At 32.3% G+C, this 16,245-nt stretch carries 14 protein-coding genes, 1 pseudogene and 1 riboswitch; of the genes and pseudogenes, 2 read left to right on the forward strand and 13 right to left on the reverse strand.

All coding sequences use genetic code 11. From position 1 onward, the window contains the following. Positions 1-25 precede the first annotated feature (25 nt). Positions 26-1,534: an NAD(P)/FAD-dependent oxidoreductase gene (locus QNH69_RS00765; protein ID WP_282928740.1), complete on the forward strand. Its 1,509-nt coding sequence runs from the start codon at positions 26-28 to the stop codon at positions 1,532-1,534. Between the two features lie 107 nt (positions 1,535-1,641). Here QNH69_RS00765 and QNH69_RS00770 read toward each other — a convergent pair whose 3' ends face one another. Genes QNH69_RS00770 through QNH69_RS00805 form a run of 8 tightly spaced genes read right to left on the reverse strand, consistent with a single transcriptional unit; the run spans position 1,642 to position 10,743 of the window. Beyond that, positions 1,642-2,748 (reverse strand): ROK family protein, encoded by a 1,107-nt coding sequence (locus QNH69_RS00770; RefSeq protein WP_282928741.1) that lies wholly within the window; start codon positions 2,746-2,748, stop codon positions 1,642-1,644. Positions 2,749-2,776: 28 nt separating this feature from the next. After that, the gene (locus tag QNH69_RS00775; protein ID WP_282928742.1) at positions 2,777-3,472 is read right to left on the reverse strand and encodes a TSUP family transporter; all 696 of its coding nucleotides are present in this window, start codon (positions 3,470-3,472) and stop codon (positions 2,777-2,779) included. A 1-nt stretch (position 3,473) separates the two neighbouring features. Further along, on the reverse strand, positions 3,474-5,474 hold the full coding sequence (locus QNH69_RS00780) for an alpha-glucosidase (protein WP_282928743.1): 2,001 nt from the start codon (positions 5,472-5,474) through the stop codon (positions 3,474-3,476). Continuing rightward, entirely contained in the window at positions 5,452-7,212 is a 1,761-nt protein-coding gene (locus tag QNH69_RS00785) for a solute:sodium symporter family transporter (protein WP_282928744.1), read from the reverse strand. Before QNH69_RS00785 ends, QNH69_RS00780 begins: the two co-directional genes overlap by 23 nt. 2 nt (positions 7,213-7,214) lie before the next feature. Then, positions 7,215-7,850 carry a DUF4867 family protein gene (locus tag QNH69_RS00790; protein ID WP_282928745.1) on the reverse strand — a complete coding sequence of 212 codons (636 nt, stop codon included), beginning with the start codon at positions 7,848-7,850 and terminating at the stop codon, positions 7,215-7,217. Then, positions 7,850-8,707, reverse strand: a complete 858-nt coding sequence (locus tag QNH69_RS00795; protein ID WP_282928746.1) for an NAD(P)-dependent oxidoreductase — start codon at positions 8,705-8,707, stop codon at positions 7,850-7,852. The genes QNH69_RS00790 and QNH69_RS00795 overlap by 1 nt, the downstream gene beginning before the upstream one ends. Continuing rightward, positions 8,704-9,405 carry a transaldolase family protein gene (locus QNH69_RS00800; RefSeq protein ID WP_282928747.1) on the reverse strand — a complete coding sequence of 234 codons (702 nt, stop codon included), beginning with the start codon at positions 9,403-9,405 and terminating at the stop codon, positions 8,704-8,706. Before QNH69_RS00800 ends, QNH69_RS00795 begins: the two co-directional genes overlap by 4 nt. A gap of 9 nt (positions 9,406-9,414) precedes the next feature. Further along, complete coding sequence (locus tag QNH69_RS00805; protein WP_282928748.1) at positions 9,415-10,743, reverse strand: hypothetical protein; 1,329 nt, start codon at positions 10,741-10,743, stop codon at positions 9,415-9,417. Positions 10,744-11,017: 274 nt separating this feature from the next. Between QNH69_RS00805 and QNH69_RS00810 the strand changes: the two are divergent. Then, positions 11,018-11,334, forward strand: a pseudogene (locus tag QNH69_RS00810) ((2Fe-2S)-binding protein); the annotation flags it as partial. Positions 11,335-11,411: 77 nt separating this feature from the next. Here QNH69_RS00810 and QNH69_RS00815 read toward each other — a convergent pair. The 5 genes from QNH69_RS00815 to recQ all read right to left on the reverse strand — a co-directional run bounded on the left by QNH69_RS00815 (position 11,412) and on the right by recQ (position 16,244). Next, a complete protein-coding gene (locus QNH69_RS00815) occupies positions 11,412-12,149 on the reverse strand; it encodes an ABC transporter ATP-binding protein (protein WP_282928749.1) in 738 nt (245 codons plus the stop codon). Beyond that, positions 12,146-13,222, reverse strand: coding sequence for an ABC transporter substrate-binding protein (locus tag QNH69_RS00820; protein WP_282928750.1), 1,077 nt, complete (start codon positions 13,220-13,222; stop codon positions 12,146-12,148). Before QNH69_RS00820 ends, QNH69_RS00815 begins: the two co-directional genes overlap by 4 nt. A 4-nt stretch (positions 13,223-13,226) precedes the next feature. Next, positions 13,227-14,000: an ABC transporter permease gene (locus tag QNH69_RS00825; protein WP_282928751.1), complete on the reverse strand. Its 774-nt coding sequence runs from the start codon at positions 13,998-14,000 to the stop codon at positions 13,227-13,229. Further along, positions 13,969-14,262 carry a thiamine-binding protein gene (locus tag QNH69_RS00830; protein ID WP_282928752.1) on the reverse strand — a complete coding sequence of 98 codons (294 nt, stop codon included), beginning with the start codon at positions 14,260-14,262 and terminating at the stop codon, positions 13,969-13,971. The genes QNH69_RS00825 and QNH69_RS00830 overlap by 32 nt, the downstream gene beginning before the upstream one ends. 43 nt (positions 14,263-14,305) lie before the next feature. Beyond that, a riboswitch (TPP riboswitch) is annotated at positions 14,306-14,404 on the reverse strand. Between the two features lie 49 nt (positions 14,405-14,453). After that, on the reverse strand, positions 14,454-16,244 hold the full coding sequence (gene recQ / locus QNH69_RS00835; RefSeq protein ID WP_282928753.1) for a DNA helicase RecQ: 1,791 nt from the start codon (positions 16,242-16,244) through the stop codon (positions 14,454-14,456). Position 16,245: the final 1 nt, after the last annotated feature.

The following is a 16,245-nucleotide window of genomic DNA, read 5'->3' on the forward strand; positions in this document are numbered from 1 at the left end:
TTCTTTAATTAGAAAGAGGAAAAATATGTATGATGTTTTAATAATAGGCGCTGGCGTTTCCGGAGCCTCTATAGCGCGCCGTTTATCAAGATATAAACTTGATATAGCCATAGTTGAAAAAGCCAATGACGTAAGCATGGGCGCATCAAAGGCCAATTCCGCTATAGTTCATGGTGGTTATGCAGAACCTCATGATGAACTTCGTGGTAGAATTTGTTATCCTGGACGTAAACAATTTGAAGAGCTTAACAAAGAATTAAACTTTGGCTTTCTTGCAAATGGTTCTTTAGTCCTAGCCTTTGAAGAAGAGGAAAAAGAAACTTTGCAAAAACTTTATGACATGGGTATAGAAAATGGTCTAGATGACATGGAGATAATTGATCAAGAAAAGCTCCGCCAAATAGAACCAAATGTTTCTGATAATGCAATTGCAGCCCTTTGGTGTAAGGGTGCTGGAGTTTGCTCACCATATGAATATGTCATAGCCCTAGTTGAAAATGCCATTACAAACGGAGCTGAGCTTTTCCTAAACTCACGTGTTTGTGAGATTGAAAAAACTGATGATCATTTCCTAGTAAAAACTGAAGATGGCAAAGAATTAGAGGCAAAATATGTTATAAATGCATCAGGACTTGAGGGTGCAATAGTTTCAAAAATGATAGCCGAAACTGATTTTGATATCCACCCAAGAAGTGGTGAATATCTAATATTTCAAAAGGGAACTGGCAAGAAAATCAACAATGTCTTATTCCAAGTTCCTACAGAAAAATCCAAGGGAATACTTGCAACAAGAACATTCCACAACAACCTTCTATTGGGTCCAGATGCCATAGACGAAGAAGAAATCGACCTATCAACTCATGAAGATAGGCTCATGTATATATACAAAGAAGCCCAAAAATCTGTAAAAGATGACGTAATCAATTTACTTGAATTTATCAGATCCTTTACAGGACTTCGCCCAGCAAGCTCAACCCACGACTTCATCATAGAAGAATCTAATGTCCCAGGCTTTATAAATGTAGTTGGCATCCAATCCCCAGGCATAACTTCATCTCCAGAAATTGCAAAAATTGTAGAAGGTATTTTAAAAGATGGTGGATTAAAACTCGAAGATGACCCAGACTACAATCCTCACAGAGATCCTATCATAGAATACAAAGAACTTGAAGATATGAACAAGATTAAAGATAGAATTGACTTGCCACTTGGTAATCCAGATAGGATTGTCTGTCGTTGTGAACAAGTAAGTGAAGCTACCATTCGTGATGCTATGAATCGTGGTATTCCTGTCGAAACTCTCGATGCTGTAAAACGTAGAACTCGTGCAGGAATGGGTTTTTGCCAAGGACAATTCTGCAAGCCAAGAGTCCTAGAGGTAATGGAAGATGAAGCTGGTAAAAAAGCTATTGATGATCTTTTCGACAGCGAAAGAAATGGCCTTTCAAGATTAAATAAGAAAAGAGTAAATGAATTAATAAAAGAAATGCAAGAAACTTCCAAGAAGGAAATCGAAGAAGAGGAAGAAAAATAAAAATATAATAAAGGGTGATGAGACGTAGCAAATAATTGCACAAAACTCATCACCTTTTGTTAATTTAATATTTATAAGATTAATGTTGATTTTTTAATATTTTTCAGTTAATTTGTATTCAAATAATTAGAAATAACTAATAAGGCAGGGGCTAGTTTAACTTTTTCACTATAATTTTCAATTTTCTTTATTCTATCTAAATAGTTTATTTCTTTAGTTCTATTAATTTCATCTACGAAGTTTTTAAAAATTTGTTCATTATCAAATATTTTCCCAGCCACTAATAAATAATCGGGATCTATAATGTCTATAGCCTGTGATAATGCTCTTGCTAAAATACTTGTATACTCTAAAAGTTTATTGTAATTTTCTTTTATGAAGGTTTCATTAATTTGATCATGTGAGGTTATATGTGAGTTATACTTTTCTTTGTAGATTCTATTAAGGTTGATTTCGCTTTCAAGACAGCCATACTGATTACAAATAGGACATTTATTTTTTGATTCATGGTTATATCTTACATGGCCTATTTCTCCAGCCCTATTTCTTAAACCATTTTGGACTTCCCCATTTATAGATAACACCCCACCTATTCCTGGTCCATATCTTACAAAAAGATAGTTTACATCATTAGGTTTAGAAAAATTTTCAGCAATAGCAAGGCCTTTAATATTATTCTCAACAAATGTGATTACACCAACTTTATCTCTAATTTGCTTGTTTATATCCTTAATAGGCAAACTAATGGACTCGCCATTTTTGATAATCCCTTGTAATAGTAACCCCCAACCAAGAATTTTTGTTTCATTATATCTTACTTTAATATCTTTTAAATTGTCAATTAAAATATCTATATGCTCTTGTTCGAGTTTTTCAAACTGAATTGATTTTGATTCTAGTATATTTTTGTTAAGGTCCACAACAATAAAGGTTATATAATTAGAATGAACTTCAATTCCTATTGATAAAAATTGATTACTTTTTATTTGTAATTTTATTTGTTTTCTTCCTATTTTCCCTTGATCAATAGAACCAACTTCTTCGATTAGATCGTTATTAATAAGAGCTTCTGATATTTTTGATATTGAAGCTGTACTTACATTAAGTTCTTTTGCTATTTCAACACGACTCTCTGCGCTTTCATTTATTAGAATTTTAATTAATTTTTTTTTATTTTCCGTATTAATCAATTCACTAAACTTTTTGTTATTCATACACTCTCCTGGAAATACTTTACTACATCTATAGTAAAATTGATAATCCAGTTATGAGTAATAAAACATTTGTGACTTTTTTAAATAATTTTAAATCTATCTTAGGCAGTATCCAATTTCCCACAACAAATGCAGCAATCATAGCTACAATTGATTTCAATGTTAATCCATAATCTATTCTGATATTTTCTTTAATCATACTTGCCAAAAGAATAGTATTTAAAAATACCCAAACTAAAGATAAATTAGATCTAAATTCATCTTTAGTTTTAAAAATATTACTAGCATATATAACTAGTAAAGCTCCTCCAGATACAAATAAACCATGTATAACTCCTGAAAGAAATAAGATTAGAATACCTTGCAAATTACTAATGCTAATATCCTTGCCAACAAATTGATTTATTGCAACTCCGATTATTAGTAATCCATATAATTTCATTAGTATATTGAATTGTAGATTGTTATTAAAGAAACGTGAGGCGATTATACCTAGAATCATAATGATAATTATTTTGATTGTTTTCTTAAAATCTACTAATCTTATATTATTAATAACAATATATATTGAAGCTAATAGGCCTAATAGATTTAAAATAAATCTAGATTGTTCATATCCTATTATTCTTACAGAGAATGGCATTGCGAGCATAGTGCCCGCAAATCCCGATACTACTTGGACTATATTAGTTAGAAAAATTATCAGAAGATATATTATTATCATCTCAATTATTTATATCCTTTATTTTTTCGAAAATATAGGAATAATTACTATCTTTTTTATAAAATACAGGAGGATATCCAATTTCAGCATGTATTTCGTAATTTCCTTGCTTATATTCTTTTCCAGACCAAATATGAATCCAATTCTCATCAGGTAAATAAACTTCTCTACTATCACTATTTTCTTGGTATATAGGAGCTACTAATATATCATCTCCAAATAAATACTCTGTATCAACTAACTCAGCAATTTCATCATCTTCATAGTTTAAAACTAATGGTTTTTGAACTGGAATACCATAATTAGATGCTAGCTCTACATTATATTTTATATAATTTTTCAAAGATTTATATATTTTTGTAAATCTAGCTAGGAATTTCATTGTATCTAAATCATCATAAAATTGAAAATTTTCTTCAGGTCTATTTCCTTCATGAGTTCTCATCACAGGTGAAAATGCAGCCATTTCTGTCCATCTTAAGAAAAGTTCTTTGGTCCTTACATTTCCAAATAATGATGTATATCCACCAATATCAGAATGAGTAATAGCCATTCCTGTCATAGCAGAAGATATAGCTCCTCTTACTACTGAAATCAACCCATCATGTATCGAAAAATCTACTGATTGATCGCCTGCCCATAGTAACGCACAATATTTTTGACTACCAGCTCCACCGGCCCTCATAAAATATACTATTTTTTCTAAATTTCCTGACTCTTTTACTGCTTCATAATTACATTTAGCCCATAAAACAGGCCAATTATTGTGTTCAATTTTTGCTTGATTATTATTGTATAGCTTCACATCTATTGGTAAATACTCACCGAAGTCCGCCATCCAACCTTTCATACCAAAATCAATAAGATTAGTTTTTATAATATTCTTATACCATTCAAAAGCTTCTGGATTAGTAAAATCTACTACTCCACAATAAAATTCGCCAAAATCAACTAAATATTTCCCACCATCGATGTTCGTTGCAAAATAGCCATTATTTTCTCCTTCTTCATATAGAGGAGTTCCTTCAAGAATGTATGGATTTATATAACCTAAGTATTCTATACCTTGTCCATTTATATTCTTTATAAACTCTTTTAAATCGGGATCATATGTTGAGTCGTACTCCCAAGACCATTTAACTCTTTTGCCAAATGAAGTTACTTTTCTCCCACACCAATCTTGACTCCATACAGCAGAAACTTCTATTCCATTTTGTAATGAATCTTTGAGAATTTTCCCTACTCTTTTGCTTCCTCCCTGGGCTCCAATAATTAAGCCGTTGTATATCCATTCTGGTAGTTTAGGCGGTCTACCCAATAAATTAGTTAATTTTCTATGAGTTTCTTTTAAACTTGATGCGGTTCCCAAAGTAATTGAATCTATAAGATCCCATACTTCAACTTCTATATAGTCATCTGCTCTAAAATCAAATATTGAATAGGCTGTTGAATTCAAGTGAAAATAATATCCACTTTTTGAAATATAAGTTGCTTGTGGAAAATTAGACCAATAATAATCTCCGCCAGCTTTATTCTCTACATCTGATCTCCAAGTAACGTATGTAGATTTATCTCTACCTACTCCTGGTTCAGACGTCCAAATAGGAAATTTTTTCCCTTTAAGGTTAAAATAACTCATCTGTTCGCCCAAACCATATATTTTTTCTTCTTTAAATGAGTTTAATCTAATCCAAAACCTATTAAATGATTTGTCTTTAAATTCAAATTTGATATGAATTTTGTCATCAATTTCTTCTATAGTCATTTTAATTAGATTATCAAATAGTATTTCAATTTGCGATTCATCATCGCTTATTATATTGTAATCTCTAAGTGGTAATCTAGAGTATAGGTTGTCTTCTATGTCAAAGTTTCCTCTATACATATCCATTTTTTCAAAACCGGAACCGATGAATATCATCGGCTCCATAGTTTTATGGGTAAACAGAATCAAATTATCAAATTTTATATCAAACCCATCATTTCTTTGTATTAATTTCATTCTTTGCGCCCTTCTTAATTTTGTTACAAGCTATTAGAACTCCAATTCCTATAATTATTAAAATAAATGTTATTGTTCTTACAAATGATAAATTATTACCAGGAGCAGCTAGGCCCATTGGAGATAGCAATAGATAATTATATACTAACATTGACACTAAAAAGATTGCAACTGGCTTTCTCAATTCCCAAGGAGTCATATCATAGCTATCATGTCTACCGTCATTTAAATTAAATGTAGATCTGTCTTTGTCTATGAATGAACATAAATATATTATTAATACCATAACAACAAAACTTATTGCATAGGTATGAATGAATTGGATTTCTAAAATTTTATTAAGGAAAGTACTATTCAAAGCTTTAAACCAAAATTTATATCCAGAATAGAATAATATATGCCATATTATAGCTATCTTAGCGCCTAGTGGATTTGACCATTTTGTAAACATTCCTAATAGTACCAAGGTAATTATAGGGATATTATAAAAGCCTGTGAAACTTCTTCCAAAATCATACAGTCCTGAATCCATATTTTGAAGCATAGGACTGAATACAATTGCAAATACAGCAAATATCGTTCCAAAAATTTTCGATTTTCTTACCAACTCTCTATCTTCTATATCAGGATTTATAAATGGCTTATAAAAATCTAACATAAATATTGTTGAAGCAGAGTTTAAAAATGAATTGTATGTAGATACAATGGCTCCAAACAAAGCTGCGCAGAAAATTCCAAGTAATGGCCAAGGAAGAACCATACCAACTAAAGTAGGATAAGCAAAGTCGGAGTTTTCCAATCCCGGAGCTAGTCTAAAAGCAATTATTCCTGGTAATACCATAAATAAAGGTACTATCATTTTTAGAAATCCAGATAGTAAAACACCTTTTTGTCCTTCTTTAAGGTTTTTTGCACCAAGAGTTCTTTGAATTAATACTTGATTAGTCCCCCAGTAGAAAAGGTTCGCAAGTATCATTCCAGTAAATAAAGTTGAAAATGGTACAGGATCTCCTTTTTTACCTACTGCATTTAATTTTTCTGGAGCATTTACTAGAATATCATTAATTCCTTCTGCAATTCCTCCATTATATTGTCCACCTAGATAACTCAATCCAAAAAATAGTACTAATACTGCCCCTATTAATAACAAAACTCCATTTATTGTGTCAGACACAGCTACAGCTTTTAAACCGCCAAATACTGCCAATATAGCACCAACTACACCTACTAGTACTATAATTATAGTTATAGCTGTTTGTTGACTAACTCCCAACATAGCTGACAAGTCAAAAATCTGTGTAAAACCTATAGCACCTGCATACAAACATACAGGAATTCCAATTACAAGATATCCTATGAGAAACAATAATGAAATTACTCTTTTTATTGTTAAATCATATCTTTCTTCCATAAACTCTGGTAATGTAGTATACCCTTTTTTTAAATATATAGGTAAAAATATCATAGCCATTACTATAGTTGCAATTACAGCCGTTGACTCCCATGCCATACCGGACATATTAGCACTATATGATTGACCAGATAAACCAACTAAGTTCTCTGCCGACAAATTAGTAAGCATCATAGAACCAGCTATTACAATTCCAGAAAGACCACTGCCCGCTAAAAAATATCCTTTTGAAGTTGTACTATCATCATCTGTGACTTTCTTTGATGCATATATAGTTACAAAGGCCGTAACTATTATAAATGTTATCAGTGTAAACCAAAAATTCATATTCATTCCTCTTTATATTCAATATTTTCCCCAATTAATCGCCCTTTTACTCCTATATTCATTAGTTTCTCGTTCTCAGGGTGGGTTAGTATCCATTTATTATTTTTAAATAGTAAATCGTTTCCACTAAAGTTAATATCATTATTTGTAAATCTAGGCAAAAAGACTGCACATTTAAACCCTTCTTCATTTGTTCTTATAGGAGAAAAATGTAAAGTCGTTGTAAATATCTCTATCCCTTGACCTCTTTTAAGTAAAAATGCTTCAACTTTATTAGTTTTATAGGTATTTGATTCAATGTCTCTAACATCACCTAATAACAAGATTAAATCTGTGGCCGCTACATTAATTTCATTACTAGAATGGTACTCTAAAGCATTCAATCGATTGTTTTTTCCATTACAGTATCCGAATTGTATATCTTGACAACCATAATACTTTTCAGATATCTCTTTATAACAATTAAGATTTTCAAAACCATTGTCACTAGCTACATATTGATTTCCTTCATCCGGAATAGTTGTGTGATTATCTAGGTAATCTATGATTTCATGAAAATTACAATCTATAACTCTTCCATATTTATTAAATGAAGAATCAGTTACTAGTTTTATTTCATTTTTACTAATGTATCTCATTAGTGTTTCCTTACTATTTCATAGGTTTTTGAGAAATCATCTTTCTCAAATCCATTATCCATAGCATTTTTATATACTTCATGAGCTACTTTTACGCCTGGCATATTAAACTCATATTTATCAGCCAAATCCAAACAAATATTAACATCTTTATTCATATTTTCTATAGAAAATGCTGTATTATAAGATTCATTTTTTATATTATCTGCTTTAGATGATAGATAGAAATTGTCGCCCCCACCATATGAAATTGCAGTGACAAAATCATCTACGGATATGTTCATAAGGCTAGCTAATGACAATGTTTCATTTACTCCGTTTTGTATTTGAGCAACTAAAGCGTTATGACATATTTTCATAACAAGTCCATTTCCATGCTCTCCCATTCTTATGATATTGGAACCCATGTATGATAATATTGGTTTAATTTTGTTAAATGTTTCTTCAGATGATCCCACATATATACCTAGTTGTCCATCAATAGCTGCTTGTTTAGATTTTACTACAGGGGCATCTGCAAATTTTGCACCTTTTAACTCAACTTCTTTTGCAATCTCTCTTGATTCAATAGGTGATATAGTTGACATATCAATCCAAATTTTACTGTCTTCTAATTCATCAATAATTTCCGAACAAATCTCCTTACTATGTTTAGCAGTTGGAACCATAGTTATAATAATGTCCGATTTATTAGCTAACTCTTTGGAGCTAGTACAAGCTTTGCCTCCTTCTTTTTCTAATTGTTTTATTTTATCCTCATTTATATCGAATATAAAAACTTCATCATCATGTAAATCAATGATTCTTTTACTCATTGATTCTCCCATTATTCCTAGTCCAATAAATCCAATTTTCATTTCAATATCTCCTTTTCAGTATCTGTATTATTCCACGCATCTATAAACTTTTTAAGCCCTGAATCTGTATAGGAATGTTCAAATGAATCTTTAAATACACCTAATCCAGCAGTAACAATATCTGCACCTGCTAACGCACAGTCTACTATTTGCTTTGGATTTCTCACTGCAGCACATATAATTTGAGTGTTTTTATAGTATTCATAATTTTTATAAATATTTACTATATCTTCAATGTATTTCTTGCAATCTTCTCCATTTTGTTCCTTCCAACCAATAAAAGGAGATACAAATAAAGCTTTGCACCTTGCCGCATTAAGTGCTTGTGATGGTGAAAATACTAAAGTTACATTAGTTCTTATGCCTTCTTCCTCAAGCTTTCTACTAGCAATGAGACCTTGCTCATTACAAGGAATCTTTATAACGAAATTTTCACATATATTACTAACTTCTCTTGCCATTTCAATCATATCTTTTGAATCTATTAATGATGGATCTATCTCTACTGAAATAGGAAATTTTTTATAACCATTTAGATTCTCTTCCTTTACCCAATTAGATAATCCTTCTAAAACTTTATAAAAAGATAAACCTGAATTCATAATGTGTCTAGGGTTTGTAGTAACTCCATCAATTCCATAATTTTCATAAGCATATTTTATTTCATCTAATTTTGCACTGTCTAAAAAATATTTCATTATATTCTCCTAATATTCGTAATAATTAATTCCTAGTAATTTTGATAAAATCTTTAATTCTTCAACTACATCTTTATAAATTACAGTAAAATGTGGTTCCCGTCCATCATTTACTGACTCCTCTATCCAACTCTTTATTGGGCTTTCCAATTTTACTATAGAACTTGTACCTAAAAATGGTTTTTCTTTTTCTATAACAGAGCCCTTAGATATGAAAAATCTAAATTCACCATCAGATGTTCTTCCAACTCTGAAAATGGTTGCCTCAGGACTTGGTTTTGATACAAATTCCATCGTAGGTCCCATTTTTCTATTTGGATGTACACCAACATTATTATCATTAGCAGCTAATGAACAAGCTCCCATTCCACAATGCCAGAAATATATAAGATTTTCTTCATTGTCTATGTGTACCGGATCTCCAAAGAAAAGCTGCTTATCAGATAACTTATTACCAATAAACATTGACAAAGCTCCGTATACATCACCCTCACATGCTGCTGCTATAAGTTGGTCATTTAGAACACTCAATATTCCACAAACAGGCGCCTCATATCTAACAAAATAATCTGGCCAGCACCTTGATGCCAATGCTCCAATATTGTTTTCAGTAATATAATCTTTATAAGCTTTATAAAGTCTAGCTGATTTATCAATTTGTTTGCTTTCTAAAAATTTATATTTTTTTAAATCGACATTTGCAGCATCAAATATATCTCTATATTCATCATCTTTATATGATTCTGCTCGCTCCATTAGCTCACGCACTTCCACTTGTTTAAGGTTTGCACCAAAAGTCTTTAATAAGTCGACTGAAAGAGCTTGTCCAAATCCAAAACCATCTGGATTAAATCCTACAGTGGCAATATTTAGCTTATTTAATTCCTTGACCGTAGTAATTGCCTTATCTATCTTCTCAACTAATTCTGATACTTTTTTATCTGAACTTTCAGCATATATATAAAATTTTTCTTTTTTATCCAACATATATAGTAGATTTGAAGCAGAATAAGCTCCTGTTAATGAGTTAAGTCTAAGTCTTCCGCCATCAACATATCTCTCTTTCAAAGTCCATATCAAAATTGGACAACTAGTTTTTTTTACCACTTCTTGCATATAATCAGAATTAGCAAATGTTAAATTTTGGAATATAACTAAATCTGGTGATTTTCCTTCCAAAAATTTAGCTAAATCTGTTATAGAAAGTAGTGGTGAATCAGGAACAATAACATTACAACAGGTGGATAAGTTATTAACTGACCTTTTAAAATCCTCGTCTGCCACTTTCATATCAAATGTACCAACACCTACAGGCAGATAAATTATTTCGTTATTCATTTCTATACCTTTCTTTAATAAATTAAGTTAATTAACTAATTTAAACTTATTGTATCCTAAAAGAAAAACGTTGTCAACATAAAATTGATTTTTTTATAAAAATTTATAACCTAATTACAATTTTATAAAATTATGTTGTTGTAAGATGGCATTTATGTAATAATATCTTCTCAACTAATTTATAATGTAAATCGAATTTTTTAGTTTTTTTTTAAAATCTATAATTAAATTATGAATAAACGTTTTACATTATAGAAATATAATATTAACCATTCCAGATAGGATTGTCTGTCGTTGTGAACAAGTAAGTGAAGCTACCATTCGCGATGCTATGAATCGTGGTATTCCTGTTGAAACTCTCGATGCTGTAAAACGTAGAACTCGTGCAGGAATGGGTTTTTGCCAAGGGCAATTCTGCAAGCCAAGAGTACTGAAGTAATGGAAGATGAAGCTGGTAAGAAGGCTATTGACGATCTGTTCGACAGCGAAAGAAATGGCCTTTCAAGATTAAATAAGAAAAGAGTAAATGAATTAATAAAGGAAATGCAAGAAACTTCCAAGAAAGAAATTGAAGATAAGGAAGAGAAATAAAAACCAGAGCTATTGAATTTAACCCCAAAATCCGAAATACGGACTTTGGGGTTTCTTATATATGCCCTGATTTTCGTTTATGAATTTTCTAGTTTTTTTGCAATTTCTCTTTTGTAGTTTAAAAACTCATCTGAAAGCTTGAAACTCTCGTCTCTATTTTTTTCTTTGATTACAACTTGGTCATGAAGTTTGCCATCAGTTTTTAATATTAATATCCTGTCAGAAAGATAAATTGCTTCGTCTATGTCATGACTTATGAATATGCCAGTCATTTGGTATTTTTTTATTATATCCAAAAACCAATTGTGCAGCTTATCTTTGGTGAGTTTATCAAGGGCTGAGAAAGGCTCGTCTAGCAAGATGATTGGCTCTTTGTTTAGGTAGGTCCTAAGCAAGGCCACTCTTTGCCTCATACCACCAGAAAGCTCTCTAGGATATTTATCTTCTTGATTTTCTAGGCCAAATTCTTTAAAATAAGAACTTGCAGTCTCTCTTGCTTTCTTTTTGTCCATGCCTTTAATCCTAAGGGCAAGGGCAGCATTGTCCACTACCTTCATATGATCAAAGAGCAAATCTTTTTGTAGCATATAGGAAACATGTCCAGTTTCTCCTGTTGTTTCCTTGCCATCTATAAAAACCTTGCCTTTATTTGGCTTAATATTTCCAGATATTATATTGAAAACTGTAGATTTGCCGCTGCCACTTACTCCTAGCAGGCCAAGGATTTCTCCCTTTTCGACAGAAAAAGATATGCCATTTAGCACATCTTTTTCGCCAAAACTTTTATAAATATCTTCTAATTTTAGTACATTCATTCTACAAATTCGTTAGTAAATCCAGCATTTACATCAAGTTTTTCTTCTACTAGGTCATTGTCGTTTAACCAAGTGTAGTATTTTGCCCATCTATCCTTATCAAAGATGCCCCATTTGTCAGTATCTTTTTTGTATTCCTTGCTCAAAAATTCTTGGGAAGCATAGATTATATCTTTTCCTAGAGAATCATCATTGGCAAGCAAGATGTCTGCTGCTTCTTTAGGATTGTCGATAGCAAATTCATAGCCTTTTTTAGTCGCTTCTACAAAGTCTTTTACATAGTCTTTTTCATTTGCTATTAAATCATTGTTTGCAATTAAAACTGGTGTATAGAAGTCAAAAGTATCATCTATGTCTTTGAAGTTCCAATAATCTACTGGATAATCTTGGACGTCAGCATTTACCTTGCCCCAGCCTTCAAAAATCCAAATAGCATCTGTTTGATCTTCACGAAGGGCTGCAACTTCATCAAGTTGGCTTGCTGGTATCATTTGTAATTTGTCAAAGTCTCCGCCGTCTACTTCCATTACTTTTTTGATTGTATTTTGTTCTACTGGAGAGTTCCAAGTTGAGTATCTCTTGCCCTCAAGTCCTTTTGGTCTATCTATTCCCTCACCTTTTCTTGACATAATACCTGATGTATTGTGTTGGATGATTGCCGCAATTGCTGTTATTGGCATCTTTGCATCTCCTGCCAATACATTTGCCAAGGAATCTTGGTAGGATACACCAAAGTCAGCCTTGCCTGATGCTACTAGTGCTTCTGCCCCATCTTCTGGTGGTTGAACGATTTCTACATCAAAGCCTTTTTCTTCATAAAAGCCTTTGTCTTTTGCAACATAAAGACCTGTGTGGTTGGTATTTGGTGTGTAGTCTAGGACTACTGTAACTTTTTTAAGTTCCTTTGATTCAGGGTCTTTTTCTTCTTCTACAACTTCTTCTGTCTTATTTTCTGTGCTAGCTTCTTGATTTTTTTCTTCTGTTTCTGTACTTTTTGCTGCTTCTTGGTTATTTCCACAAGCAGTAAGAGTCATTAGTAGTGCGAGCACTCCTGATATAATCTTTTTTTGCATAATTTTATTCCTTTTCATTTACATAATTCCATTTCAAAATGGATCTTTCAATTATTGTGACAATTCCAACTAAAACCATACTTAATAGTGATGTAATTATTATTACCGCAAACATCTTGTCCAGGGCATAGGCCTTTCTTACCCTGGTCATATAAACTCCTAGTCCCATAAAGCCTCCCAGCCACTCTGAAACAACAGCTGCAATCACTGCATAGGAGCTAGAAATCTTTAGGGATGAGAAAAAGTTTGGGCCAATCATCGGTATCTTTGCATACTTATATTTATCTAAGCTACTAGCTTTCATACTATCGAGCAATACCAAGTAATCTTTGTCAATTTGCTGGAGGGCATCATAAACACCCATAGCTATAGGATAGAAAGTTGTTAGCACTATCAAAATTACCTTTGGTAGCATCTCATATCCAAACCAGATGACTAGAATTGGTGCAATAGCAACCGTTGGTATAGTTTGAGATAAAACTATAAATGGATAAAAGGCAGCTCTTACAAATTTGAACCTATCCATAAGTATGGCAAGAATAAATCCAATCCCTACCCCTATCATAAGCCCCAGTAAGGTTTCTTTGATAGTGACTCGGCTGTGGTCAAATAAAACCTGACTCTCTTTGGCCAAGACCTCAACAATATCACTTGGAGCTGGCAAAATATATCTTTCTACCCTGCCAGTGGCCACAATATATTCCCATACGATAACTAGGATTATAAATAAGGATATGGGTATTAGCTTATTTCCTATATTTCTTTGTTTTGTCTTCAATGGACCAACCATCTCCATCTTTTCTAAAACTTGTTTTGATGTAACAATTTACACCATTCATGTCTTCTTCTAGCATAAGCTCGTGGGCTTTTTTTATTATTTCCATAAGCTCATCAAATTCACCATCAACACTTGTTTCAAAGGCAGAAACTTCATAGTCTAGGCCAGTACTGGCTATATATTCAATCACCTTGTCTACCTTGTTAAAAACATCATCGCGATTTGTATCAGGTAAGACCTGGATAGCTATAGAACCTCTCATATTTACTCCCAAAATAAAAAATCCTAGGCAATAAGCCTAGGTTTAAGAATCAATCTTGCTTCCTTACGTCGGTTTTATCCGCATCAAGTTTAAAGGGTTTGCCTTAAAGACATCTCAGCATTTTGCACCCCTAGCCTTATAAGTATATTATAAATCTTTTTAAAATATTTTCAATTTTTCTTAAGTCAAATTTACCTATTTCTCACCATAAATTCATTGATTTCTGCTATAAATATATCTCCGTACTGAATAAGCTTCTTATCTCCCACTCCCTTGATTTGCAAAAATTTTTCTTCACTTGTCGGCTTGTAGGTTGCCATATCTTTTAGGGAAGCATCAGAAAATATTATAAATGGTGGGACATTTCTTTGCTTTGATAGGTCTAGCCTTACTTTCTTTAGGTGGTTAAATAATTTATCGTCATATGAGTCCAGGCTACTAGTAACTTTTTCTTTGATAGGCTCTTTCTTACTTTGATTTACAAAGATTTTTTTCTCGTCAAAGAGTACATCTTTTGATTTTTCGGTAAGCTTTAATATCGGATAAGTGTTGCCACTTACTCTTATATAGCCATCTGCTACTAGGGTTCCTATGAGGTCTCTGATGTACTTCTCATCCTCTTCTTTCATCAACCCATAGGTTGACACTTTATTTAGATTTTTCTCCCTAGAATTTTTGTTTTTTGATCCCTTGAGACAATCAATGACAGTCTTTTGCCCATATCTTTGGTCAAGTCTATATATACATGATAAGACTTTTTGACTATCTATAGTTGCATCTTCTCTCTTGACCTCGCCTAGGCAATTAGAACAATTATCGCAAGTTTCACGAGCTTCTTGGCCAAAATAATTTAAGATAAAAGCTCTCAGACAGTTAGTAGTATTTACATAATTTATGATAACTTGAAGTTTTTCTAATTGGTAAGCCTTAAAGCGTGGATTGTAACTTTGATTAATCAAAAATTTGTTTAGGATTATATCTTGGGAATTGTACAAAAGTATACAATCGCTAGCTTCCCCATCTCGGCCCGCACGACCAGCTTCTTGGTAATAGGATTCCATATCCTTGGGCATATTGTAGTGGATGACATATCTGACATTGCTCTTATCAATGCCCATACCAAAGGCATTGGTGGCAACTATTATCTTTTTTCTCTCATAGATAAAATCATCCTGACTTTTTATCCTGGTTTTTTCTGCAAGGCCTGCGTGGTACTTTGAGACATCCAAACCAAGCTTTTTAATAAACTTGTATACTTCATCTACTTTTTTGCGAGTTCCTGCGTAAATTATTCCAGAATCTTCCTTGTGATTTAGTAGATAATCTTTGAGAAATCTAAGCTTATCTTTTGGTTTTTCTACCAAAAATGTAAGATTTTCCCTGTCAAATCCTGTAACTTTGACGAAAGGATCTTCTAGTTTTAGATTTTCTATGATATCTTCTCTGACTTCCTTAGTTGCAGTCGCCGTAAAAGCAGCCTTTGGTATGTCTGGCAAATGCTGGTAGATCATTGGTATTAGCTTATAAGACGGTCTAAAATCGTGGCCCCATTGGCTTATACAATGAGCTTCATCAACAGCTATTAATGATACATCTATGTCCTTTAAAAATTCTATAAAGTACTCATTTTCAAGTCTTTCTGGAGAAATATATAAGATTTTGACCTTACCGGCTTTCACAAGAGACAAGGTATCTTTGTATTCTTCAAATGTTTGGCTTGAGTTGATAAATTTGGCACTTATCCCATCCTCGACTAAAGAATCTACCTGATCTTTCATAAGAGATATCAAGGGAGATATAACTAGGGTAAGACCGTCCATGAGTAAGGCAGGTAATTGGTAGCAAATAGACTTACCTCCTCCAGTTGGCAAGACTCCAAGAACATCCTTCTTTTCAAGGATATTTGTAATTATTTCTTCTTGGCCATCTCTAAAAGATTCGTACCCAAAATATTTTTTTAATGTTTGGTATATATTTTCCATA

This window comes from Anaerococcus sp. Marseille-Q7828 (assembly GCF_949769285.1).
Taxonomy (GTDB): domain Bacteria; phylum Bacillota; class Clostridia; order Tissierellales; family Peptoniphilaceae; genus Anaerococcus.